Origin of the sequence: Chitinophaga sp. RAB17, from assembly GCF_052114225.1 — a bacterium.
Lineage (GTDB): Bacteria > Bacteroidota > Bacteroidia > Chitinophagales > Chitinophagaceae > Chitinophaga.
This window is the reverse complement of the sequence record NZ_JBFREI010000009.1, coordinates 131,248-153,925: the sequence shown is the minus strand read 5'-3', so window position 1 is coordinate 153,925 and position 22,678 is coordinate 131,248. Positions and strand designations below refer to the sequence as shown.

Annotated in this window: 22 protein-coding genes; 13 read left to right on the top strand and 9 right to left on the bottom strand. The window is 45.7% G+C overall.

All coding sequences use genetic code 11. The features are described from left to right. Positions 1–69: 69 nt before the first annotated feature. Positions 70–948: an AraC family transcriptional regulator gene (locus AB4Z08_RS26105; protein WP_441576723.1), complete on the top strand. Its 879-nt coding sequence runs from the start codon at positions 70–72 to the stop codon at positions 946–948. Between the two features lie 202 nt (positions 949–1,150). Here AB4Z08_RS26105 and AB4Z08_RS26100 read toward each other — a convergent pair whose 3' ends face one another. Continuing rightward, positions 1,151–2,308: an SGNH/GDSL hydrolase family protein gene (locus tag AB4Z08_RS26100; protein ID WP_441576722.1), complete on the bottom strand. Its 1,158-nt coding sequence runs from the start codon at positions 2,306–2,308 to the stop codon at positions 1,151–1,153. Positions 2,309–2,349: 41 nt separating this feature from the next. Next, entirely contained in the window at positions 2,350–3,408 is a 1,059-nt protein-coding gene (locus tag AB4Z08_RS26095; RefSeq protein WP_441576721.1) for a serine hydrolase domain-containing protein, read from the bottom strand. Between the two features lie 66 nt (positions 3,409–3,474). Here AB4Z08_RS26095 and AB4Z08_RS26090 point away from each other — a divergent pair, with 66 nt between their 5' ends. The 3 genes from AB4Z08_RS26090 to AB4Z08_RS26080 all read left to right on the top strand — a co-directional run bounded on the left by AB4Z08_RS26090 (position 3,475) and on the right by AB4Z08_RS26080 (position 7,260). Next, complete coding sequence (locus tag AB4Z08_RS26090) at positions 3,475–4,119, top strand: HAD family hydrolase (protein ID WP_441576720.1); 645 nt, start codon at positions 3,475–3,477, stop codon at positions 4,117–4,119. Between the two features lie 245 nt (positions 4,120–4,364). Further along, positions 4,365–6,026 carry a lectin gene (locus AB4Z08_RS26085; protein ID WP_441576719.1) on the top strand — a complete coding sequence of 554 codons (1,662 nt, stop codon included), beginning with the start codon at positions 4,365–4,367 and terminating at the stop codon, positions 6,024–6,026. A 172-nt stretch (positions 6,027–6,198) separates the two neighbouring features. Then, positions 6,199–7,260 (top strand): glycosyltransferase family 2 protein, encoded by a 1,062-nt coding sequence (locus AB4Z08_RS26080; RefSeq protein WP_441576718.1) that lies wholly within the window; start codon positions 6,199–6,201, stop codon positions 7,258–7,260. On the opposite strand, the gene AB4Z08_RS26075 is transcribed toward AB4Z08_RS26080, so the two are convergent. The 3 genes from AB4Z08_RS26075 to AB4Z08_RS26065 form a co-directional block, all read right to left on the bottom strand. Further along, positions 7,226–8,323, bottom strand: a complete 1,098-nt coding sequence (locus AB4Z08_RS26075) for a glycosyltransferase family 4 protein (RefSeq protein WP_441576717.1) — start codon at positions 8,321–8,323, stop codon at positions 7,226–7,228. The genes AB4Z08_RS26080 and AB4Z08_RS26075 overlap by 35 nt on opposite strands. 11 nt (positions 8,324–8,334) lie before the next feature. Then, positions 8,335–9,510, bottom strand: a complete 1,176-nt coding sequence (locus tag AB4Z08_RS26070) for a glycosyltransferase (RefSeq protein WP_441576716.1) — start codon at positions 9,508–9,510, stop codon at positions 8,335–8,337. A 67-nt stretch (positions 9,511–9,577) separates the two neighbouring features. Continuing rightward, positions 9,578–10,708: a lactonase family protein gene (locus AB4Z08_RS26065; protein WP_441576715.1), complete on the bottom strand. Its 1,131-nt coding sequence runs from the start codon at positions 10,706–10,708 to the stop codon at positions 9,578–9,580. Positions 10,709–10,816: 108 nt separating this feature from the next. On the opposite strand from AB4Z08_RS26065, the gene AB4Z08_RS26060 reads away from it, so the two are divergent. The 4 genes from AB4Z08_RS26060 to msrB all read left to right on the top strand — a co-directional run bounded on the left by AB4Z08_RS26060 (position 10,817) and on the right by msrB (position 13,013). Then, positions 10,817–11,389 (top strand): TetR/AcrR family transcriptional regulator, encoded by a 573-nt coding sequence (locus AB4Z08_RS26060; RefSeq protein WP_441576714.1) that lies wholly within the window; start codon positions 10,817–10,819, stop codon positions 11,387–11,389. Positions 11,390–11,452: 63 nt separating this feature from the next. Further along, positions 11,453–12,013, top strand: a complete 561-nt coding sequence (locus AB4Z08_RS26055) for a carboxymuconolactone decarboxylase family protein (protein WP_441576713.1) — start codon at positions 11,453–11,455, stop codon at positions 12,011–12,013. Then, positions 12,000–12,383, top strand: coding sequence for a DUF302 domain-containing protein (locus AB4Z08_RS26050; protein ID WP_441576712.1), 384 nt, complete (start codon positions 12,000–12,002; stop codon positions 12,381–12,383). Before AB4Z08_RS26055 ends, AB4Z08_RS26050 begins: the two co-directional genes overlap by 14 nt. Before the next feature lie 114 nt (positions 12,384–12,497). After that, on the top strand, positions 12,498–13,013 hold the full coding sequence (gene msrB, locus AB4Z08_RS26045; RefSeq protein ID WP_441576711.1) for a peptide-methionine (R)-S-oxide reductase MsrB: 516 nt from the start codon (positions 12,498–12,500) through the stop codon (positions 13,011–13,013). Here msrB and AB4Z08_RS26040 read toward each other — a convergent pair. The 3 genes from AB4Z08_RS26040 to AB4Z08_RS26030 form a co-directional block, all read right to left on the bottom strand. After that, on the bottom strand, positions 13,005–13,301 hold the full coding sequence (locus AB4Z08_RS26040; protein WP_441576710.1) for an antibiotic biosynthesis monooxygenase family protein: 297 nt from the start codon (positions 13,299–13,301) through the stop codon (positions 13,005–13,007). The genes msrB and AB4Z08_RS26040 overlap by 9 nt on opposite strands. A 54-nt stretch (positions 13,302–13,355) precedes the next feature. Beyond that, the gene (locus AB4Z08_RS26035; protein WP_441576709.1) at positions 13,356–14,477 is read right to left on the bottom strand and encodes a helix-turn-helix domain-containing protein; all 1,122 of its coding nucleotides are present in this window, start codon (positions 14,475–14,477) and stop codon (positions 13,356–13,358) included. 140 nt (positions 14,478–14,617) lie between these two features. Continuing rightward, the gene (locus tag AB4Z08_RS26030; RefSeq protein WP_441576708.1) at positions 14,618–15,349 is read right to left on the bottom strand and encodes a DUF481 domain-containing protein; all 732 of its coding nucleotides are present in this window, start codon (positions 15,347–15,349) and stop codon (positions 14,618–14,620) included. A 92-nt stretch (positions 15,350–15,441) separates the two neighbouring features. Between AB4Z08_RS26030 and AB4Z08_RS26025 the strand changes: the two genes are divergently transcribed. Together AB4Z08_RS26025 and AB4Z08_RS26020 are read left to right on the top strand one after the other, a co-directional pair. Further along, the gene (locus tag AB4Z08_RS26025; protein WP_441576707.1) at positions 15,442–15,939 is read left to right on the top strand and encodes a hypothetical protein; all 498 of its coding nucleotides are present in this window, start codon (positions 15,442–15,444) and stop codon (positions 15,937–15,939) included. Positions 15,940–16,030: 91 nt separating this feature from the next. Then, positions 16,031–16,885 carry a sugar phosphate isomerase/epimerase family protein gene (locus tag AB4Z08_RS26020; RefSeq protein ID WP_441576706.1) on the top strand — a complete coding sequence of 285 codons (855 nt, stop codon included), beginning with the start codon at positions 16,031–16,033 and terminating at the stop codon, positions 16,883–16,885. A 46-nt stretch (positions 16,886–16,931) separates the two neighbouring features. Here the strand turns inward: AB4Z08_RS26020 and AB4Z08_RS26015 are convergent, their stop codons facing one another. Continuing rightward, positions 16,932–17,921: a helix-turn-helix transcriptional regulator gene (locus AB4Z08_RS26015; RefSeq protein WP_441576705.1), complete on the bottom strand. Its 990-nt coding sequence runs from the start codon at positions 17,919–17,921 to the stop codon at positions 16,932–16,934. A 111-nt stretch (positions 17,922–18,032) separates the two neighbouring features. On the opposite strand from AB4Z08_RS26015, the gene AB4Z08_RS26010 reads away from it, so the two are divergent. The 3 genes from AB4Z08_RS26010 (at position 18,033) to AB4Z08_RS26000 (ending at position 22,678) form a co-directional block, all read left to right on the top strand. Then, the gene (locus tag AB4Z08_RS26010; protein ID WP_441576704.1) at positions 18,033–19,829 is read left to right on the top strand and encodes an ABC transporter ATP-binding protein; all 1,797 of its coding nucleotides are present in this window, start codon (positions 18,033–18,035) and stop codon (positions 19,827–19,829) included. Next, positions 19,826–21,550: an ABC transporter ATP-binding protein gene (locus tag AB4Z08_RS26005; protein WP_441576703.1), complete on the top strand. Its 1,725-nt coding sequence runs from the start codon at positions 19,826–19,828 to the stop codon at positions 21,548–21,550. The genes AB4Z08_RS26010 and AB4Z08_RS26005 overlap by 4 nt, the downstream gene beginning before the upstream one ends. 378 nt (positions 21,551–21,928) lie before the next feature. Next, positions 21,929–22,678, top strand: a complete 750-nt coding sequence (locus AB4Z08_RS26000; protein WP_441576702.1) for a hypothetical protein — start codon at positions 21,929–21,931, stop codon at positions 22,676–22,678.

Sequence of the window (22,678 nt, the reverse complement as noted above, 5' to 3'; positions counted from 1 at the left end):
CGGTGAAATTGACTTAAATCAACACTATTTTGACTTTATTAGTGATTTTACCTATTTTACGCTGATAATATGAAGCCAGTTTTTGCCATACCGGGCGACAAAGCCCTTGAACAACGTGTATACCTGGTAAAGGAGATTACACAGTCGCACTTTTCCACAGAATTTCATTTTCACGATGAATGCCAGCTGGTGTATGTGGTAGAAAGTGCCGGACGCCGTATCATAGGCGACAATATCGAATATTTTGACAGCGGGGAGCTGATTTTTGTAGGATCCGGTACGCCGCACGTATGGCATAACGAGCAAAAATATTTTGAAGGAAAGGATAAGCTACAAGCTAAATCCCTTGCCATGTATGTTTCACCGGAATTATTACTGGAGCATCTGGCACCTTTCAGTAATATCAGCAATGTAAAAGCATGGCTGAAAAAATCGCAACGCGGCATACAGTTTTATGGTAAAACCAAAGCCGACATACTCGCCCTGATGCAGCAAATGCTACAGGAGCAGGACCTGCAGCAAACTATCACCTTTATCACGCTGTTGCAAAAAATGATGACCACCAAAGAATACAGACTACTGGCTGGCACCAATTATGTAAACCTGTACAACGATAAAGATCAGTCCAGGATGGACGATATTTTCAAGTTTATTTTCCGGCATTTCAAAAGAGATATCCCGCTGTCAGAAATAGCTGCCATAGCCGGTATCAACGTACATTCCTTTTGCCGCTTCTTTAAAAGCAGAACGCAAAAATCGTTTACCCATTTTGTAAATGAATTAAGAATCGGTTATGCCTGCAGACTGCTGCAGGAAAAGGAAATGTCAATGATGGAGCTGTCGGCTAAATGCGGGTATAATAACACTACCCACTTTAATCGTTTCTTCAAAAAAATAAAAGGGAAAACACCGAGAGAGTATAAAAAGGATGTTTTACAAATGGATTAATATGTGAGCGAGTTTTGTCTTGGGACAGGATTATACTGATTTAGATGATTTCCGGCTTTTATTTTTCTGATTGATGAGATTAAAAGATTAGCGAAGATTAATACCATATGATGTCCATCTTCGCTAATCTTTTTTAATTCTGAAATAACAATCCTGAAATCATCTAAATCAGTATAATCCTGTCCCAAGACAACATCCGCGTTTATCCATTCACCAGGAAATACACAATCCGCGTTACTTCCGCAGCCTCCCCGGTTTCTATTTTCAGTGTATGTTTACCAGCTGTTAAATCATCGCCCAGGATCAGATACCAGGGCAGGTAAAGACTTTTACTCCACTGTGTCCGTAAGTCTTTCGTTTGCACGGCGCCACCATCAATACTATAGCTGATGATGCCTGCATCCGGACCGGATACAATACCGATCCCCATGGTACGGCCCGTGAAGGGAAACTCCACCGTAGCGTGCGCCCTGCCTGATACCAGCATCGGCACTTTCACAAAACCTTCTCTGGTAGACACTTTATCGGAAGGTTCCCAGGATTCATCGATAGAGAAACCGTTTGGGGCGGTAGCCCCGTGTATATCTCCATAGGCGCCGTTTTCATAATTCAATGGATCGGCCGGAGCAGGTAATTTCACAGATACCAGGCGTTTGGGAACCGGTCTGCTGAAGGCGCTATCCAGCAACTTTTTGATAGCATTGAAATATATATTTTGTCCAAAGGGAGATGGGTGCAGGTCCTTGAAATCATCTTTCCAGTTAAACTCATGCGCATCTATGCGGGTAGTCACTTCTTTGGCCAGGTTAATAAAAGGAAGATGATATTTCTTTGCGAGATCTTCATGTACCTGTACTTCTACCGGTACTTTTCCGGCATGGTAGTCCGCCATTTTATCTTCGTCTACAAATGCCATCAGGACAATATTCACCTCTGGATTGGCATGGAGCGCGTGACGTATAATGCCTTCCATGGCTCTGCGCTGTGTCACTTCGTTGGTGCCATTTGCCCGGTCATTCACCGCAGCTTCTACAAACAGCAGGTCAGTTTTACCTTTGCCCAATACATCCTGTTTAAACCGGAAAGCGTGTGGCAAACTGCCTAATGATGGAATACCAGCATTGATATAGCGGAATGCAGTACCCGGGTAAGCAGCAGAAAGATAATCGCATACTTTGCCTCGCCAGCCTTGCATGTTGGTAATAGAACCTCCCAGAAAGGTCACAGTGGCCTTTCTATCGGATTGGATATGATACCAGGCATTGTCCAGATATCCGTATTGTGTACTAAATTGTTCCTGTCCCTGTGTAGTAACGGTAATGGCTACACTCAGCAGCAGCCATACAAAAATTTTCATCATACGATTGTTGATTGTGGCAGTGTGGTTTTTATTTTGTTTGATTACTTATTTCTTACGAGGTTCCTGATTTTGATGCAGGCGGGCAAGGTGGTCAGATAGCCGTTATCAACAATAAACGTAAATATAAAACCGGTCACTTTTTTATCGCGGTTGATCCAGGGGTGACTGCCAAATAAACCGGGGCTGCTGTTTTCTATCAGCACGTCACCAGGGCCTGTTACATCTCGCCAGTTGCCTATACCGTAAATACCTTTAGTGGTGAGCAACGACAACGGGTAGGGAGAATAAGCAATAGTGGTGGTGCTGCTGGTTTGTGGTTGCTCCATGGCTGTTACCGCTGCCTCACTCAGTACTCTTGTGCCGTTGGCGGCGACTCCCTTATTCATGATCATATACAGGAAGCGCATATAATCATCCGGTGTGCTGGTTGCGCCACCTCCAATCTGTGGGTTGGCAGTTAAACCGAAGCTGGTGCTGGTCATGCCACAGGGTGTAAATAACTTTTCAGTTGCCAGTGTTTTCCAGTCTTTCCCTGATGCCACTTCACAAACACGACCGGCTACCTGCATACTAACTCCGCCATAATAAAAAGTGGAACCGGGCGTATACTGTAAGGCAACATTTTTTGCGATGCCATCAGCCGCTGCGCTGAGGGTGCTCAACACATTAGTCTCGTATCCCTGGGTAGAATTACCGGGGAAACCGGAAGTATGCGAAAACAGCTGGGCGATGGTGATCCCTCCTTTATGGTAGGTGGTGAATATGGGCAGAAATTTACCCACGCTGTCTGTTAACTTCATTTTCCCTTCATCCACGAGGCTCATGAGTATGGCAGCCGACAACCATTTGGAACAGGAGGCGATCAGCTGGCGGGTGCTGCCATCATATCCGCCAAATCCTTTGGCATAAACCGTTTTTCCATCTACCTGGATAATTCCGTAGCATTTACCTCCGAACTTACTGGTGGCTGCTTCCGTCAATACCTGATCAACGTCATTGTATTCCGGCGCAATGATTGTTTTAGACTCGGTTTTACTGCAGCCGGCTAACAGCACAGCCGTAAAGCAGCATAACAAATAACAGTGCAGGTGTACTTTCATTGGTGTAAGCTAATAAATTAACGAAACTTATTCAACATCCTCCTTTTCTATTAAATTGCGCCCATTATGAAGTATAATAACGTTCTTTTTGACCTGGATGGTACATTGACAGACCCAAAAACAGGGATTACCAAATCTGTGCAGTATGCTTTGGCGAAAGCGGGTATTATAGAACCGGACCTGTCCCGGCTGCTCCCCTTTATTGGACCGCCGCTGCAGCAGTCATTTATGGAGTATTATTCATTTACCGAAGCGCAGGCCTGGGACGCAGTCAACGCTTACCGGGAATATTTCAGGATAACAGGTATTTATGAAAACGAACGTTATGAAGGCATCCCGGAAATGCTGAGTGGTCTCCTCTCCCAAGGCCGCCGCCTTTTTGTGGCCACTTCCAAGCCTCAGATCTTTGCAGATGTGGTGATCCGTCATTTTAACCTGGATCCCTATTTTACAGCTGTTTACGGCAGTGAGCTGGATGGTACCCGTGCCGACAAAGGGGAACTGATCAAATACCTGCTTACAAAAGAAAATCTGGCAACGGAGCATACCGTGATGATAGGCGATCGTAAACACGATATTATTGGTGCGCAGAAAAATAATATCGCCGCTATTGGTGTAGGCTACGGTTACGGCACTACGGAGGAACTCAATGCCGCTGCACCCGACTTTATATTTAATACGGTAGCCGAATTAGCAGCCAGTTTTTCCTGATCTTCAAAAAAAACCTGCGTTTTCCCCAAAATTATCTTGCCCTAATTAATTTATTAGCCCTTTATTAGGGCATTCATTAGTGCCTGTCTGCTTACTTGCAGGAAGTTTCCACGTTGTACCCATAGCCCGGCATTGTTCAAAAGAAAGCCCTTACTGAAAATCCGATTATCATTCCACGAGTATTCATTCATTGACATCTGACATGAAAATCCAATAGTAATTCCTAAACATCAATTCTTCCACACATGAAAAACAAGTTGCATCTTCTGTTCGCAACCCTTGTTGCATTGTCTGTTGGCTGCTCTAAAAAAGAGGCCGGCACACCTTTACAATCGCTTGATGGAAAAAAGACCTCCATTAGCGCATTAGGCTCTCCTGTCGGCGATGTAGTCGGCAAAGTCACTGTAGGTTACCAGGGCTGGTTCGCCGCCAATGGTGATGGCTCCCCCATCAATGCCTGGTGGCACTGGACCCAAAACTGGGGCGCCTCCCCCTCTTCCACCAACAATGGCATTAAGTCCTGGCCGGATGTGCGGGATTACAGCAGTACCTATCAAACTGCCTGGGCAAATCTTAACAATGGATCGCCGGCGAAATTATTTTCTTCATTCACTGACCAGACAGTGAACACCCATTTCCTCTGGATGCAACAGAATGGCATTGATGCGGCCGCACTGCAACGCTTCAACCCCAACGGCACCGAGGGCCCTGTCCGGGATGCTATCACTGCCAAGGTAAAAACAGCCGCAGAAACGTATGGCCGTAAGTTTTACATCATGTACGATGTAAGCGGCTGGACCAACATGCAATCGGAAGTGAAAAGTGACTGGACCAACAAAATGTCGGCCTACACCTCTTCTTCCGCCTATGCCAGGCAGAATGGCAAGCCAGTGGTATGTATCTGGGGCTTCGGCTTTAATGATAACAACCATACCTGGTCGGCAGCGGTATGCCTGGATGTGATCAACTGGTTTAAAAACCAGGGATGTTACGTGATTGGCGGCGTACCTACCCACTGGCGTACCGAAAGCGATGATTCAAGACCAGGTTTCCTGGCCACCTACAGCGCACTCAATATGATTTCGCCCTGGATGGTAGGTCGCATTGGTAATGTAAATGACGTAGATAATTTCTACACAAATGTAAACACCCCGGATGAGGCTTACTGTAACAACCACGGCATCGACTATCAACCCTGTGTGTTGCCGGGTGATCTGCAGGAACATCAACGCGCACATGGCGACTTTATGTGGCGGCAGTTTTACAATATGGTAAGAGTAGGTGCACAGGGCATTTACATTTCCATGTTCGACGAATACAATGAAGGCAACCAGATTGCCAAAACCGCAGAAAGCTCCGGGTTCATCCCCGCAGGTTCCAACTTTGTGACGCTGGATGAAGATGGAGTAGCCTGCTCAGCAGATTACTACCTGCGCCTCACCGGCGATGGCGGCAAAATGCTGAAAGGACAGATTGGCCTGACAGCTACCCGTCCAACACAACCCATCGTAGGTGGTGGCACCGGCGCTCCTATCGGACAAACTATTACGCTGAAAAGCTCCAACAACCTCTACGTGTGCAGCGAAAATGCTACACAGGCAATGAACGCCAACCGCACCGCAGTAGGCCCCTGGGAACAGTTTGTAGTGGTAAATGCCGGCAACGGTAAGATTGCCCTGCAAAATGGTGGCAAATACGTATCCTCCGAAAATGGTACACAGGCCATTACCTGCAACCGCGCCGCTATTGGCGGGTGGGAACAATTCGACTGGATCAACAACGGAGATGGGACCATTTCCCTCAAAGGAAATAACGGCAAGTTCGTCTCCAGTGAAAGCGGTACACAGTCTATGACATGCACCCATACCACTGCCGGTGCTACTGAAAAGTTCAGGGTTAACCAATAAATAAACAGGCTTCTTCTTTTATTTGATTATCCCGGCATAATCGCTGGCACTGCCCACAACGTGGCAAATCACCCGGATACTCAGATAAAAGAAGAAGCCCATATTGCTGTATGGAGGCCCAGCATAAATTTCTCTATCTTTGCCGCTGTTTTACAAGAGATAATAGCGATATATGCAAAGCCCTTTAGTGACGATTATTGTTCCGGTGTATAACCTGGCTCCTTTCCTGCCGGCTTGTATTGATTCCCTGTTACAGCAAACCTACACCCACACCGAAATCATCTTTGTAAATGATGATTCCTCCGACTCATCGCTGGAGGTATTAACCAGCTATCAGCAAACACATAAAAACATACAGGTCTTTTCTCAAGCCAACGCAGGCCCCGGCCCCGCAAGAAATACAGGACTGGATCATGCCACCGGTGAATACATTTTGTTTGTAGATGGCGATGACACCATCGCACCACAAACAGTGGAAGTTTGTGTGCAGGAAGCGTTAAACACCAGCGCAGATATCATTTGCTTCGGCTACAGGAAAGTAAGCGGTACGGGCAAGGATTTAAAAGTGCTGGAATCTTTTGAATATATCCCGGAAAATTTTGAACATACTGACTACATCAGCAGCTTTTTGAGCGAAACAGCTCATAAAACAGATAAAATAAATACCGCTTGCTGGGGTAAGCTTTATAAGCGATCATTGATTGAGGATCATCGGGTATGGTTCCGGCTTTCTATTTTCGAAGACTCTCCTTTTGTACTTGAAACCATCTGCCTTTCCCGAAAAACGAGGTGCATTGCCGGAAATTTTTACAACTATTTTGTCCGCGAAAAAGCCCATGCGGAAAAATCAGTTACATCGGCGCAAGTATCCGACTATAAGCTCTCCTGCTTTTATGCATCCGATGACTTAATGAAAGACTTTCTGCTGTCTCAAAATCTATTTGATAAATATAGCCACCTGTATTATGCCTACCATAATTCCCGGGTGCTGTTGTATGGCGGCTACTTTGAAGTATATGCAGATAAAGGGAGAGAAAACAAAGCCAATTGGACCGCTGTGATTGATCAGTTAAAAAAGAACCGCCACAGTCTTACCATGCGCAGAAAAGGATTGTACAGGGCCTTCAGAAAAAGGATTCCATTCCTTAACATCGGTGCGTTCATCAGCATCATCAGCCCAAGGGCTGCGCACCATTTTTTCAGGATGTACGAGAAAACGCTGGCCCCAAGATAGTATCCATCTTTTTAAAATACTGCTCAATTCCAAACTCCCTGGTTACGCGCTGATGCAGCGTTTCCGGATCAATGGATCGGCTGTTATCTGCCAGTACTTCATCGAAATACTGTAATAGGGTTGCCTCCGGAGAAGTGATGTCAGGCAACAGGTATACACCGGGAAACGCCATATCCAGCAACTCACTGATAGCCCCTACGTTGGTGCCAATTACCGGCATCCCTACGGACAATGCCTCCAGCGTTACTAGCTCAAAACCTTCAAACCAGGAAGGAACAATCAGCAGATCCCCCTGCGCATAAGCGGCGGTGGCAATATTGTCAATATTCAACCCCACTTTCACCGTGATGTTTGCAAATGGTTCAAAAAACGCGGTATCCGGTGTTTCGTTACACGCAATTAACAATTTCCAGTTAGTGGATTGATCGATAGCCGCTGCCAGCTGTTTTAAAAATATCAACCCTTTGGGGTTTGTTAGTCTGCCTACAAAAAGCAAGGTATGCTGTTGCTGCGGCCTTTTTTCAAACGGATGAAATCTGCTGGTATCAACACAATTATGTTGTACAATAATTTTGTTTTCAGGTATCTGATAATAGGTAACCAGGTCCCGTTTTACTTTTTGGGATACCGCAATCACCTGTCTGGCCCGCTGGCAGCTCAGCTTCTGGAGATTGGCCATGCGGCTCAACCGGGTATCTGTTCTGCCATAAGCCACTTCCATGCAATGATAGCAGCCATGTATCAGCATAAAATCGGCAGGAAACAGAGGAGTAGCTTCTCCCTGTGACACCACTATATGATGGGAACGTTTATTCAGCCACAGGAAAGCAGACGTATATCGCGCCAGGTAAATAGCCTTTCTCTTTTTAAAATGGCGGAACCGGAACAGTTGCTGAAAGATCCTGCCAAAAAGGGTATGATGAATGAGATAGTCTTCATCGATGATCTTTGTTTCAATATTCCTGGAATGAAAATATTCATCCAGGTAATAAGTCACCCTTTCCACACCACCTGCAATAGACTTGCCATTGAACGATATAAGAAATACTTTCTTTGCTTTCATGTGTACTTCTTTTAACTCCCGATACCTAAAGCGCTATCCAGTTTTTTAAATCCTTCTTCTTTTGAAAAATGTTTATGAAAAGATGATAAACTCTGTTGGCTCATGGATTCATAAAAGGCTTTATCTTCCAGCAGGTGTAGTATGTGTGCTGCAAATTCTTTTGGATCGTTGGCAGACAGACAACCATTATTGGTTTTATCCGGCAGGCCATCCAGTCCACGCTCTGTGCATACCACCGGTAGACCATGCGACATGGCTTCCACTACTTTCACTTTTACACCGGTGCCGGTAAGCATAGGACAAAGTGATACCCTTGCCTTGAGGTAATATGCATCCAGGTCCTCCACAAAAGGAATGCGGACTACATTTTTATACTCCCCTGAAACGTGCGGGGTAATGGAACCGATTACGCAGATCTTTAAATGTGCCGGCAAGAGCGGATATACTTCTTTGAAAAACCAGGCAGCAGAGATCAGGTTATGTGGATTGTCCGTAGCAACGTATATCAGGTCAAACTCCTTCTCTCCTAATGGCTGCACCACGGGGGGCGCATCCATCATCATGGGTATATACTTTATTTTTCCTTTCAGGAACTGACCAAAAAAGTAGGTTTCCTCCATAGAAATGGCCCATACCTGGTCAAACTGGGATAATCTTCTTAACTCATCTCCCAGGGCAGCCCCCATGTCAAATCCATTTTCGTTCTGGTGTTGGGAAGCTAACAGGTCATGTGTATCTATAATCGTCACTGCCTTGCCCAGGTAGGGATTATCTTTTATGAGATCCGCCCAGTAAGCATAGCTGATAATAATATAATCGTATGACTGTTTTTGCAGAATGGCATCAAATTGTTTACGCAGATTCCAGGTAGTATGATTAGGAATAGATCCTTTTATCAGTTTCAGTTTACGCTCAAATAATACATGCCACAATTTATAGGAGAAGAAATACTTCACTGGATTTTTCTTCACAGGTTTCCTTTCCAGGATCCATAAATTTTCCGCCAACCCGCTGTTTTCAAAGGCCTGGATACTTTCAGGTGTATATCGTCCCCAGATTGATTTGGTGATGAAATCTACCTTGATATCACGCGCTTTAAAATATTTCAACAGGTTTAAGGAGCGGGTCTGACTTCCACTGTTTTTATCAACAGGATTCAATGGAAAAAAATAGAGTATTCTTTTCAAGAGTTGTTTTGTTTTGTTAACTACGGCTGCAAAACTACTTCATTTTAGTGTAAAACCATGAAGGCAGCTAGTGATATGCCCTCATCTGCAGCGAGGATGGATTCAGCAATTTCACCTCTATGCCGGTGGCTGTTAACAACCCTGTTTGTTGATTCCGTTTAAACACGACAATGTTACCACTGTTCTGATTGGCGACCAGGAGAAATTTACCGGTAGGGTCAATCATAAAATTCCTGGGGTGCCGGCCACGGGAAGACTCCTGCCCTATCTGTTTCAGGGTACCTTTTTGCTGATTTATGGCGTAAATAAAAATGGTATTGGCACTTTCCCGCGTGGAGGCATATAAAAATCTGCCATCAGGAGAGATATGAATGTCGGCACTGTTATAATCATTTGCAGGTCCCTGCAGGTGGGCGCTGATACGTTGTAGGCTGTCGAGCTTACCGGCTTTGTACTTATAGCAGCTCACCATACCCCCCATTTCTTCTATGCAGTACGCATAGGGCAGCTTCGGATGAAAAATGATATGCCGGGGACCAGCACCGGGTACTGTGGCCGTATAAGGCGGTGTAGCAGGTTGTAAGGGTTCCGCGGCAGCAGGTACCAGTTTGTATCCCCTGATTTTATCGGCACCCAGATCCGGGAAAAAAGCATACTGTCCGTCCGGAGAAAATACCGCGGAGTGGATATGTGAGCTTCGTTGTCTTGGCAGAACACTACTATCCTGAAAAGCAATCACCTGTTTGGACGGTGCGATTTGACCATCTTCCAGCAATGGAAAAATAGATAAGCTGCCTCCGGAATAATTGGCACAAAGCAGCCATTTCCCGTCTTTATCGGTTCCCACATAGGCAGGATTATCTCCCCCGCTGTTCTGGCGGCTAAGCAGTGTCAGGGTTTCTTTGGTGCTGTCAAATGCCAGGCTGCTCACCCCACCGATGTTGGGTGTTTGCGCTTCAGAACAGGCATAAATATATTTACCATCGGGCGACAGGGTAAGAAAAGAAGGGTTGAGTATCCCTTTCAGTGCAGACACTGGCTGCAGTGCGCCTGTATTATAGTTGAAGCGATACAGGTAAACACCATCTTTGTCTTTATCGCGGTTATAGCTTCCTACAAACAGGTAATATTGCTGGGCGTTTGCCAGCAAGCCGGAGAACAGTGCTATGATAGAAAAACAGCAGAATTTGCGAAACAATTGCGAACGTTTTAAGCGTGAAATGAAACTACAAGATAATCATCTCCCGAAAAAATAATAATAGACAATTTTGTCTATTATTATTTTTTTATGTAGCTTTGTGAGATCATGGCAAGACCAGGGAATCCGAAAGAAAAGATATTGGCAACTGCCGGCCGGTTGTTTTATGAGCAGGGATATAATTCCACTGGCATCAACCAGGTTTTGGAAGAAGCCGGGGTGGCCAAAGCGAGTCTTTACAGCCACTTTGGCTCCAAGGAAGAGCTGGGACTAGCTTACCTGAAAGAAGCCAGAATAGAATGGTTCACCGGCATCACAGCGATGGTGGACAAAAAAACGGATCCGGCAGACCGGTTGCTGGCCATCTTTGATTTCCTGGAACGTCAGTTGCCGCTGCAACATTTTAAGGGTTGCCGGTTTATTAACATGCTGGCGGAAATCGGGGATAGTCAGCCGGAGATGCAACAACAGGTGCTGGAACATAAACGGAAGCTCAGGCGCTATGTGCAACAATTGATGGCCGCTATTACTGATTCGGGAGAAGCTGGCTTAGCGGATACTATTTACCTGCTGTTTGAAGGCGCAATTGTGGAGAGTAAAGTGTATAAGGAAATCTGGCCGGTGAAAACCGCAAAGAAAATGGTGAAACGGCTGATAGGTGCTACGCCGGGCGATTATTAGAGCATGAATTATTTTTTTACCCTATTATAGACAAATTGGTCTATAACTAAAAACTACAAATTAATGAGTACAATCACAGCGCTTTCTGTACAGGAAGCCCCTACCGCCGCCCAACCGGTATTGGAACAGGTAAAACGTATGCTGGGCCGTGTTCCCAACATGTACGGTGTAATGGCCCATTCGCCGGCCGTACTGGAAGCTTATGCACAATTCAACAATGCACTCCGCAAAGGTAGTCTGGGTGCCCCTATGGCCGAAAGAATTGCCCTGGCAGCAGCGGAATATAACGGCTGTAATTATTGCCTCTCCGCACACAGCTTCCTGGGCGCCAAAGCCGGACTGTCTGAAGCTGACCTCCTGGACGCAAGAAACATGAGGGCTACCGATGAAAAAACAGCTACAGGCATGGATTTCACCCGCAAATTGTTAGCGGCTCCGCAAAGTCTATCTGCAGATGATGTGCAGGTGCTTCGTCAGGCCGGGTATACCGATGGAGAAACACTGGAGATAATTGCCAACGTAGTCAGAAATATTTTCACCAACTACCTGAATGTAGTGGCCGGCACTGAAGTAGACTGGCCGGAAGTTCACCCTTTAAATACAACAGCAGATGAAAACAGATAACATCACCCTCCTCATTGAACAGCCATTTGATACTGTATTATCCAATGCCCGGGAAGCCATTGCCAACAACGGATTCCTCTTACTTCATGAAATTAATCCACAGGCCATTCTGGCTACCCAGCAGATAGTTATTGGTAAAATCAGGCAGCTGCTTTTCTTTCATCCGGTATATATGAAGCAGCTGCTGGATCAGGATCCGTCGGCCGTAATAGAAGTGCCGCTGAAGCTGGTCCTCCGGGCCACGGATACTGGTGCCACCATGCTCAGCTATCATTTGCCGGAACAACATTTACAGGGATACTCCGGGCTGGAAGCACTAGGGAAGGAATTGCAGGTTAAAATCAAAGAAATAGTGGCGCAACTGCGGTAACCGGAATAAAAACTCTTTTTTGTAAGGATATACTGTTGACGGCGTCTAATAGGATGAACAACGGCATACCGATTTAAAGCCGTAATTTTAGATAGCTTATTAATTACAAAAAAGATGAGACAAATATTTCTTTTAACACTGATCCTGGCTTCGCAGATTGCCTGCCATAGCCAGACGGGCAACAAAGAACCAATGGCAAAAAATCCTTATTACTCCAGAACAGACACGAAGAAGCTGCACATTACAAATGCGGAATGGAAAAAAGTATTGCCTCCTGATCTATATGCAGTAGCCAGGGAAGCCGCCACGGAAAGGCCGTTTACCGGTAAATACTGGGATGCAGATGTGAAAGGCAGCTACTATTGCGCGGTATGTGGCAATCCACTGTTCCGGTCAGACGCTAAATTTGCCAGTTCCTGCGGCTGGCCCAGCTTTTTTGAGCCATTGAAAGCGAACAGCGTGATTTACAAGGAAGATAACACCCTTGGTATGCAGCGGACAGAAGTGATCTGCGAACGTTGTGGATCACACCTGGGACATATTTTCGATGATGGTCCTCCTCCTACACATAAACGGTTTTGTATGAACTCCGTATCGCTGGACTTTGAACCAGATCCGGGCTCACACTAAAGATAGTTGTTCATAATGCTGCACCACCGGGAATGGATCATAAAATTCATGCAGTAATTTTTTCCATTCCTGGTAGTCAGCAGATTGCCGGAAACCAATGGTATGATCTTCCAGTGACTCCCAGTTGACCAGCAATATATACCGGTTAGGTTGCTCTATACATCGCTGTAACTGATGCCCCGCATATCCCTTCCTGCTGCTGATAATATGGCTGGCAATGCGAAAATTCTCCTCAAACTGCGGCTCTCTGCCCGGTACTACATCCAATATAGCTACTTCTAAAATCATCTTCTTTATTTATAGCGGGGAAAGATACAAAAAATCACCCCTGCGGGAAGAGACTTAGAGCATTTCAGGTGCTTTCTTCCTGAATTCAGAAGGAGACATGCCCGTTACCTGTTTAAAAACACGCTGGAAAGTAGCGACAGAGCTAAAGCCACAATCAGCGGCGATACCGGCAAAAGTCAGTTGGTCTGCATCTGCCTGCAATAACTTCTCCTTAAACAGGTTTACCCGGTAACCGTTTACATACTCGTTAAAATTTTTATGAAGATGCTGATTCAGCACCGCAGAAATTGTTTTAGGTGCCAAACCGATATGCTGCGCTACGACATTTAATGTGAGTGCGGTGTTCAGGTAAAGATGATCTTCTTCCATCGCCTTCTTCAGCAGAACAACGGCTGTATCAACGGTAGCCACTGGCAACACCACCTCCGTTTTTTTGTCGGTGACGAGTTGCTGCCACGAAATCAGGTACCCTTTTATTCCCAGCCAATAGATCAGTATGGTAATAGGCACATAAATAGGATACCAGTCCAGGTTATTCAAAATTACATCTGTATACCGCGGAATCACATAAGGCACCAGGTATAATAACCATATTGCCAGGAAGGCAGTCATTACCCAGACAAACTGTTGCAGCCAGGCCAGGCCGGCCACTGATTTACCAGCCGCCCTGTAAGTACGCAGGTACTTAAATGACAGCCAGGTATATACCGCCAGGGAAGCCCATCGCGGAATATCGGAATACACATTGTAGGTATCTATAAAAATGCCCCAGGGGACAGGGTTATTTTTCACCGTATTGGTTAACACGCCTATCAAAAAGATAACAGCAGTAAACGGAGCACCCAGGTCAATAATGGCTGGCAGAAACTGTAGTCGCTGCTTCCGGCCAAGTGTAAAATCAGGCTCCAGGAAAGCCCGGATATAAAAATACATCAGTGGCCCGAATAACATGCCCGTGATGAGCGGAACAAAGCTGGATAAAAAAGATAACCAGGGCGACCCAAACCAGTTGCTCAAAGACGCGTATAACCCAAAACTGGCCAGGGCCATCAGAAAAATGAATGCTGCCAACAGCCGGTTGGCCAACCGGTTCCTGGGGGAATAAAAAAGCAGGCCACTGACAATAAAGCCCTGTATGGTACCCAGTAAAATAATGGTTTGCAAGAATCCCTTCATAGCATCGTGGCAACAAATGTTTGTTTGAAAAACAAAATAAGCTAAAATATTTTCCTGACAACCTCAACTGATCATTAAAGCAATCGTTTAGTTCTTTACAGTTATCGGAAATTCCCTTAAATGTTCATGCTGTAGCGTTGCTAAAAGAACTTTTCTACCGTGACCCCATAGTTGACCAGCAGGTTTTCGCGGTTGGTGCGGTTCAGTTTATTATAGGTCATAGCTGCGGTAAGACTAAGCCAGGAACGGAGTTTTACAGAAAGACTGTTATCGCATTTAATGATATAGTCGTCACCGTGAGTGAGTGAATTCTGGATATAATTGGAGCCTTCCAGCACAATCATATTAATAATTACCCATTTGTAATTTATCCGCAGGGAATTACGGACGGTCTGATAAATATCGGGGATGGTATCGTGCAGGTAAAGATTGCTGGCCTCAAAGAGGAGCCCATCGCTGATGTTAAGTCTTGCGTTTGCATGGTGTATAACATAGTAGGCTACACCACCGCCGCCCTGGAAACGATTATTAATCTTCAGCGAAAAACTTTTATCGAAAGTGGCCAATCCCCAGTAGTAGATTTTCTTTTCATTCCGGAGCACACTTATATCCATAAAAGCAGAGAAATCATTATTGGTAATACTCCGGTCCTGTTTCCCATACACATAACTGGCAGCTGTATTCAGCACCAGCTTTTTCTTGCTCATTTTAAAGCCCAGGTTATTATTCAGTAAGAAGGAATTACCATCGTTGGTATTATTAACAGAGCCGGTAGACGCATACTTAAGATAATAATGCACGGAGTCGCTGAACTGAGCAGCCGTGGTAAAGCAGGAAAATAATGTCAGTAATAGTAAAACTATTCTCTTCATATCTGGGTACTTAGTTTAAATCTGATGCGATTCCCCCGGGCAGCACAATTAACGTGCCTGAACGTTTCCTTTGAATGAACTATATTTAGACTATGCTTAAAAACGCCATCAGTAACATTTTGCAACGCCCATCCCGGTTATTCCTGTTGGCAGCGGTACTGACACTTATGATTTCCTTGCTGGTTTGGAATAAGCAGGCGGATATTCATATCTACGATACCATATACGTTGTGCCGCTAACATATTTGCTTTGGCCAATTGTGGGTTGCTTTATGATATTCTTCCTCTTGTACCAGTGGCTGAATAAATTTCTGCCCCAGAAAACATTTGCCTGGATACATGTAATACTGACCTTAGGCACATTGCTGGGGGCATTCATTTTCTTTTACCGGCAGCAGCAAATTGCGCCACTCATCAACATAGCAGCACGGAGTATGACTGTCAACGACCTATTGGACCCTGATCGCGATCAAACGTTCCCCTATAGGGTCATTGCTTTTCTGCTGGCCAATGCACAGATCGTATTTATATTCCACCTCATTTATGGATTGCTTACCTATTCCCGGAAAAAACCTTCCACTTTATCATAAAAAAATAAAGAATTTTAGAGATCTTAGTCTGCTTGTTGCACGCATACATGCGCAACGCATCATTGCTAAAACCACGTAAATCACAAACCATATGTCATCAAGAAGAAATTTCCTGTTACAAACAGCCCTGGGTGTAGCTGCCACCACGATGGCACCTTTTGCCGCTACCAGCGCATTTGCGAAGGATAAAGCTACCGGCAACCAAGTAAAAGGACAGCTCCCGGTAGGCATGGCGGGATATACTTTTGCCAAATTTGACCTCGACCAGGCCATTGCTATCATGAACCGGGTGAATATTAAATATATTTCTGTAAAAGATATTCATCTCCCTTTAAACAGTACCCCGGAAAAAATACAGGAAGTACTGGGTAAATTTGCCGCTGCCGGCATCAAAGTATATGCGGTAGGCGTTATCTACATGAAAACAAAAAAAGCGGTAGATGAAGCTTTTGAATATGCCAAACGCGTAGGCGTACCACTGATTGTAGGGGTGCCTAATCCTGAGCTGCTGGACTATACAGAAGAAAAAATCAAATCGTATAACATCCGCCTGGCAGTACATAACCACGGACCGGAAGATGCGTTGTATCCCGGACCAAAGAATGCTTATGACCTGATTAAAAACAGGGATGAACGCCTGGGCCTTTGCCTGGATATCGGTCATGCTACGAGAGCAGGTGAAGAGCCTTCCAAAGCCATACTGGCGTACAAAAACAGGATCTTTGATTTGCATATCAAAGATGTGAGTGTTGCCGCTAAGGATGGCAAAGCCATTGAAATTGGCAGAGGTGTGATTGACTTCAAAAAGCTGGTAAGTGCGCTGGACAAAATTAATTATCAGGGTGTATGCGCCATTGAATTTGAAAAAGATATGAGTGATCCATTACCTGGCATTGCTGAATCAGCGGGCTATTTTAAGGGCGTGATCAATACTGTAAATAGTTGATGGAAGAGGTGGTGTTACGTTGATGAACGTAGCACCGCTTTTGTTGCTACAGATTAAATTTTCCGGGGGGTATGTTGAACTTTTTACGGAAGGAAGTGCTGAAATGCTGCACAGACGAATATCCTGTTCGATCCGCCACTTCTTTGATCGGCATACCTTCCTGCAGTAATGTTCTGGCCTGATCCAGCCGCATTTCATTCAGATAACCAAAAACAGTATTGTTAAACAGTTCTTTAAAGCCGTTCTTCAGCTTAAAGGTATTGGTGCCGGCAATAGCCGCCAGCTCCTGCAGCGTGGGCGGGTCGGTAATATGCTGCAGCAGGTATTCCCTGGCATAAGTAATACAATCCTTATCATGTGAAGAGGTGAGCACAGTTTTCCCCGGCGCACTCTGCTCAAATGCTGCAGCCTGCAGGGTAAGCAACTCTACACATTTGGCCTGCAGGAACAACAGTTTTAAGCCACCGGAAAAACGGCAATCCATGATCTCCCGGATACAGCGATGCATGGCAAAAGACATTTGCAGACCTTCCGGGCGAACATTGGCTTCCACTTTACTGTCTATCTTTTCCGCAAAGCCGCTCAATAATCTGCCGGTATCTTTTACCAGGTCCATGAAATAAGGGCGGGTAAAATGTACTTCAAAAAATTTATAGGGTTCCAGTGCATGGTACGATGCATCGCCGTCAAATGTGGGGATGTACATGATATTATGCAAATTGGGACTGAAATTATATTGCATGCCGCTGGCCCGGTTATTCACGGTGCCATTGCCTGCCAATGCAAAGTTCAGTTCCACTACATCTTCTCCTTCCATGGAGCGGATGCGGAAATGCCGTTGCTGTAGCAGCATATCGCCATAAACGATAAAAATATCCGGCAGGCAGATCTGCACCAACTCCATATCACCAAAGTCAAAGCTGACTTTCTCCCGGCGTTCCTGCACCAGTGGCCGGCCGCCATCTGCCATCTTCGGAGGAAAAGGTAATGTTAAATCCTGCCATACCCCGTCCTGGTCCTGCACCATCATTCCCATAGCACTTCTTTTATGGTAAATAAACTATCCCGTTGGTATAAAAAACTATCCCGCTGGTGTAAAAGTAGTCATTGTGATATGATTCACCTTTGAATAAAGTTAAATATTTCAATGGAAGAAAATACTAAAAAGAAGTCGGGCGTGTCCCGGTTACTGGAAATAGCCGGCGGGCGCAGGCGCCTGTTGCTGCTATCTGCCGTACTGGCTGTGCTACACGTACTATTGGCCATTGTACCTTACATCCTGATGTATGCTATTTTGAAGGCCGTGATAACACCGCCCGTTGATGCCGGGCTGATAAAAACATATATCCGTGATGGTGTGTATGCCATTATAGCCGCCTATGCTTTGCTATATGCCTCAGGTATGGCGTCTCATGTGGCGGCGTTCAATATCCTGTATGAGTTGAGGAAAAAAATGGCTGACAAATTAGGCCGGCTACCGCTGGGATTTATTAACCAGTACAACTCCGGTGCGCTGAAGAAAATTATGGCAGATGATATTGAGCGTATTGAAAATTTCATTGCGCACAGCATCCCGGATTTTGTGAAAGGGATGACGCTGCCCCTCGTTACACTGACATACCTGTTTACCGTAGACTGGCAGCTGGCACTGGCCAGCTGTATGCCTGTTGTATTGTTGCTGATATTGATGCCAATCATGTTCAGTAAAAAGAGAGTAGCAGAAATGACCAATTTCCACCGCTCACTGGAAGACATGAATGCCGGCATTGTGGAATTCGTAAGGGCTATGCCGGTGATCAAAATATTCGGGCATACGGCCGTAAGCTTTGATAAATACAGCGGCACCGTATACCGCTTCCGGGAAATGGTAATAGCCTGGGTACGCACCTCCTCTCCTGCTTTCGGCATATTTATCAGCTTTGTGAGCAATGCCTCCCTGCCGGTGCTGGCCGTAGGATTTTACCTGTATTTCCAGCAGGGACTCAGCTTATCTGTGCTGCTGTTGTTCCTGATTCTTGGCGTAGGTTACATCCGTCCATTGTTTGCCTTAAGTAACCTGGGCTCACAGATTTCCGTGATTAACCACGGCGTAAAACGCCTCGATGAAATTCTCTTCAGCAAGGAAGCCGAAACCGTAGGCAATGAAACATTAGGGAAAAATTACCGCATTGAATTCGACCATGTTTGTTTTAGTTATGACGGCCATGCCGATGCACTGAGGAATGTAAGTTTCACCGTGGCGCCGGGAAGTATTACCGCCCTGGTGGGGCCTTCCGGTTCCGGAAAATCTACCGCGGCGCAATTGGTAGCACGCTTCTGGGATATACAGCGGGGCTATATTCTTATCGGCAACCAGGATATACGCAAGATTAAACCGGAAGAACTGATGCGGCATATTTCCTTTGTTTTCCAGGACAGCTTCATGTTTCAGCAAAGCCTCTACGAAAACATCCGCATGGGTATGGACAAAAGCGCTGCTGAAATTATCGCTGCAGCAAAGGCCGCACAGTGCCACGACTTTATCTCCCGGTTGCCGGATGGCTACCAGACAATCTGGGGCAAGGATGGCGTGCATCTCAGCGGTGGCGAGCAACAGCGGATACAACTTGCCAGGGCCATTTTAAAAGATGCGCCTATTCTTATCCTGGATGAGGCGACCGCCTTCAGTGATCCGGAAAATGAATACCTGATACAACAGGCATTCAATCAATTAATTTCCAATAAAACGGTGATCATTATTGCGCACAGGCTGAGCACCATTACACGCTGTAACCAGATTGTAGTCATGAACAAAGGCGCTGTGGCCGGCATTGGCAGGCATGAGGTGCTATTGAAAAATTGCTCCCTGTACCGCACCATGTGGGATGCACATACCAGGGCTAAATCTTTTGCGCTGACAGAGGAACAAATATCTATTTCTACTTTAAATACCACTACCGGATGATCGCGAATCTTTTCTTTACTTTTAAAACTGCTCCGGCCATTGTTCGCCGCAGTGTACTGCTGGAACTGCTGCACAGCGTTTTCATTGCAGTACCTACCGGGTTCCTGCTCCTGATTATACAAGCTCTTTTCTCGGGCCATCCTTCCCAGTCGCGTTTATACGCGTACGTTATGATCATGGTGGTGTTTCTCATCGGGCAACTGTGGGTATCTGTAAAAACGATCGTCACCAGTAATACGATGACGTATACCCTATCGACTAAACTGCGCATATTGTTGGGAACACACCTGCAACGCTTGTCTATGGGCACTTTCAAGCAACGCGATCCGGGCGATCTGGCAGCGGTGGTATTACAGGATGTGGCCAACTTTGAAATGATCTTTGGTCACACCATCGGTAATATGGCTGGTGCTGTCTGTGCCACGCTGATTATTTCCATCTTCCTGTTCATCAGCGACTGGCGGCTGGCACTCTTACTGCTGGCGGCATTACCGGTATGCTGGGCCATGGTTAAAGTATCCAATCTGCTGATTGTACAACAGGGTAAAAAACATGTACAGGCCAGGAATGAAACGGGTGCACGTTTCCTGGAGTATGTGCAGGGTATCCGTCATATTAAATCCTTTGGCATGACTGGTAGTCGCTTTAGCACGCTGGAATCGGCGCTCGATGATTTCCGGAAGACCAGCATCCGCACAGAAGCCATCCCCGGCCCATTTGTGATTACTGCCGGCGTTGTACTGGAACTGTTTTTCCTGCTGATGCTCAGTGTTGCTGTTACCTTTTTAACTAAAGGCAGCCTGACGGTGGCCACGCTGATTACTTTCGTCATTATCGGTTACCGGTTGTATGAACCGATAAAAATTCTGTTGGTAGACTATGTCATTTTACGCTACATGAATATTAGTCTGAGTCGCGTCATTGAGTTGTTGAAAGCACCGGTACAAAGCGCCGGTAAACAGTTGGTACCGATGCAGTATGACATCTCCTTTGAAAATGTAACGTTTGCTTATCATAAAAATAAAAAGGTATTGGAAGCCGTATCCTTCCGGGTGCCGGAACGCAGCATGCTCGCGCTGGTGGGGCCTTCCGGTTCCGGCAAAACCACCATTACCTCGCTGATTGCCCGCTTCTGGGATGTAACAGAAGGCACTATAAAAATCGGCGGCAACGATGTAAGGGATATGTCGCCGGAGGAAGTGTATGCCTGCATCAGCGAAGTATTCCAGGATGTATACCTGTTTGACGACAGCATCTATAACAATATCCGTTTCGGTCGGATGGATGCCAGTGAAGCGGATATCCTCGAAGCTGCCGCGGCGGCACAGGTGCTGGATTTTGCCATGGAGTTGCCTGAAGGTATACATAGCCGCACCGGAGAAGGAGGCAACAAATTATCCGGTGGGCAAAAGCAGCGTATCAGCATTGCCAGGGCCCTATTAAAAAATGCGCCGGTGGTATTACTGGATGAAGCTACTGCTTCTCTTGACCCGGAAAATGAAATTTATATACAGCAGGCCATACAACAACTGGTAAAGGGCAAAACCGTGGTGGTAGTGGCGCATAAGCTGGCTACCATTAAAAATGCAGACAACATCCTGGTGTTGAACGAGGGAAGAGTAACAGAGACGGGAACGCATGAATCCCTGCTGGGAAAAGGTGGATTATACCACCATTTATGGGAGATTCAACAAACAGCGAATGGATGGAAGATTGGGTAACTGTTGCTATAAACAGAACAGCCGGTATTTTGTTATCACACAAAATACCGGCTGTTCTGTTTATAGGATGAATTAGAATGTATATGTCACGTTACGAGAGCAACCTCCTGGCATCTGCGGTTCCAGGGTACTCCAACCTTTATAGTATGCTTTGTTGGTCAGGTTATCCGATTTGAAAGCAATGTTGAATTTTTTCCGGTGGGAGTGCTAAGTAAAAATGTAACAAAAATCATTAATTAAGTAATAATCAGCATTTTATGATTTTAATCAAAAGTATTTATTGAAGTGGATATGGGAAATTCCCCCTTGGCCCGCATCCGAAATATGACTAATATTAGCTATCCAAACATTTTATTATTTCATGCTCAAAATAACTATATGAGTCCATTAAACATTACGGTATATCTCCAGGCACTGGGAGGAAAATTTCTCGGTCCCAACGCCTACAGTGCTCCAGGCCAGGAAATCTCTGTTCAGTTTATGTGGGGTAGTTTTGTTGCACTCTTACCTTATAACGCCAGCAGCAGTGACGACGGCAGCATTAATCCCACCTTCAGTAACGGTATTCCATATACGTTGCCGATTCTTACATTGGAGACCTCTGCCCCTTTCAGTGAGTATGAGGCAAATTATCTGACAACGGACAGTAATACTATTTCGGCGGCTACTGCGGTCCCGGCGAATGGGGCGGCTTCTCCATTTACACCGGCCTTCATCGCTGTCAGTATACCCCGCCCTTCCCGTGCACCATTACAGATTGTACAAGACGTGTTACTGACTGCGGCACAATCATCCTACACATTTACGATCCTTGTTCCTGGCCTGCTGCTGGAACCCAATACGAACCCCCAACCTGCTGATGTCATTTCAGTATTCGTCAAAATGATGTGCGGCTGCCAGGTCACCGTTAATACTCCCAAGAGCTTTTGGGCGCCGGACGATTTTGAGGTAACTGCCTACCTCACCTATAACAATGGCGATGTGGTAGCTTATCCCATGAGCTTTGATACGGAGAATAACGATTCTTCTTTTATTGCTACCATAACTGATACGTCATATACCGGAATTTATTATACTGCGCAGCAGCGCAGCACCGGCAACTACGGTTACTTACCCGAACAACCATAG

Coding starts and splice junctions, on each gene's coding strand:
- AB4Z08_RS26105 (WP_441576723.1), top strand. CDS start 70: ATGAAGCCAGTTTTTGCCATACCGGGCGACAAAGCCCTTGAACAACGT.
- AB4Z08_RS26100 (WP_441576722.1), bottom strand. CDS start 2,308: ATGATGAAAATTTTTGTATGGCTGCTGCTGAGTGTAGCCATTACCGTT.
- AB4Z08_RS26095 (WP_441576721.1), bottom strand. CDS start 3,408: ATGAAAGTACACCTGCACTGTTATTTGTTATGCTGCTTTACGGCTGTG.
- AB4Z08_RS26090 (WP_441576720.1), top strand. CDS start 3,475: ATGAAGTATAATAACGTTCTTTTTGACCTGGATGGTACATTGACAGAC.
- AB4Z08_RS26085 (WP_441576719.1), top strand. CDS start 4,365: ATGAAAAACAAGTTGCATCTTCTGTTCGCAACCCTTGTTGCATTGTCT.
- AB4Z08_RS26080 (WP_441576718.1), top strand. CDS start 6,199: ATGCAAAGCCCTTTAGTGACGATTATTGTTCCGGTGTATAACCTGGCT.
- AB4Z08_RS26075 (WP_441576717.1), bottom strand. CDS start 8,323: ATGAAAGCAAAGAAAGTATTTCTTATATCGTTCAATGGCAAGTCTATT.
- AB4Z08_RS26060 (WP_441576714.1), top strand. CDS start 10,817: ATGGCAAGACCAGGGAATCCGAAAGAAAAGATATTGGCAACTGCCGGC.
- AB4Z08_RS26055 (WP_441576713.1), top strand. CDS start 11,453: ATGAGTACAATCACAGCGCTTTCTGTACAGGAAGCCCCTACCGCCGCC.
- AB4Z08_RS26050 (WP_441576712.1), top strand. CDS start 12,000: ATGAAAACAGATAACATCACCCTCCTCATTGAACAGCCATTTGATACT.
- msrB (WP_441576711.1), top strand. CDS start 12,498: ATGAGACAAATATTTCTTTTAACACTGATCCTGGCTTCGCAGATTGCC.
- AB4Z08_RS26040 (WP_441576710.1), bottom strand. CDS start 13,301: ATGATTTTAGAAGTAGCTATATTGGATGTAGTACCGGGCAGAGAGCCG.
- AB4Z08_RS26035 (WP_441576709.1), bottom strand. CDS start 14,477: ATGAAGGGATTCTTGCAAACCATTATTTTACTGGGTACCATACAGGGC.
- AB4Z08_RS26030 (WP_441576708.1), bottom strand. CDS start 15,349: ATGAAGAGAATAGTTTTACTATTACTGACATTATTTTCCTGCTTTACC.
- AB4Z08_RS26025 (WP_441576707.1), top strand. CDS start 15,442: ATGCTTAAAAACGCCATCAGTAACATTTTGCAACGCCCATCCCGGTTA.
- AB4Z08_RS26020 (WP_441576706.1), top strand. CDS start 16,031: ATGTCATCAAGAAGAAATTTCCTGTTACAAACAGCCCTGGGTGTAGCT.
- AB4Z08_RS26015 (WP_441576705.1), bottom strand. CDS start 17,921: ATGGGAATGATGGTGCAGGACCAGGACGGGGTATGGCAGGATTTAACA.
- AB4Z08_RS26010 (WP_441576704.1), top strand. CDS start 18,033: ATGGAAGAAAATACTAAAAAGAAGTCGGGCGTGTCCCGGTTACTGGAA.
- AB4Z08_RS26005 (WP_441576703.1), top strand. CDS start 19,826: ATGATCGCGAATCTTTTCTTTACTTTTAAAACTGCTCCGGCCATTGTT.
- AB4Z08_RS26000 (WP_441576702.1), top strand. CDS start 21,929: ATGAGTCCATTAAACATTACGGTATATCTCCAGGCACTGGGAGGAAAA.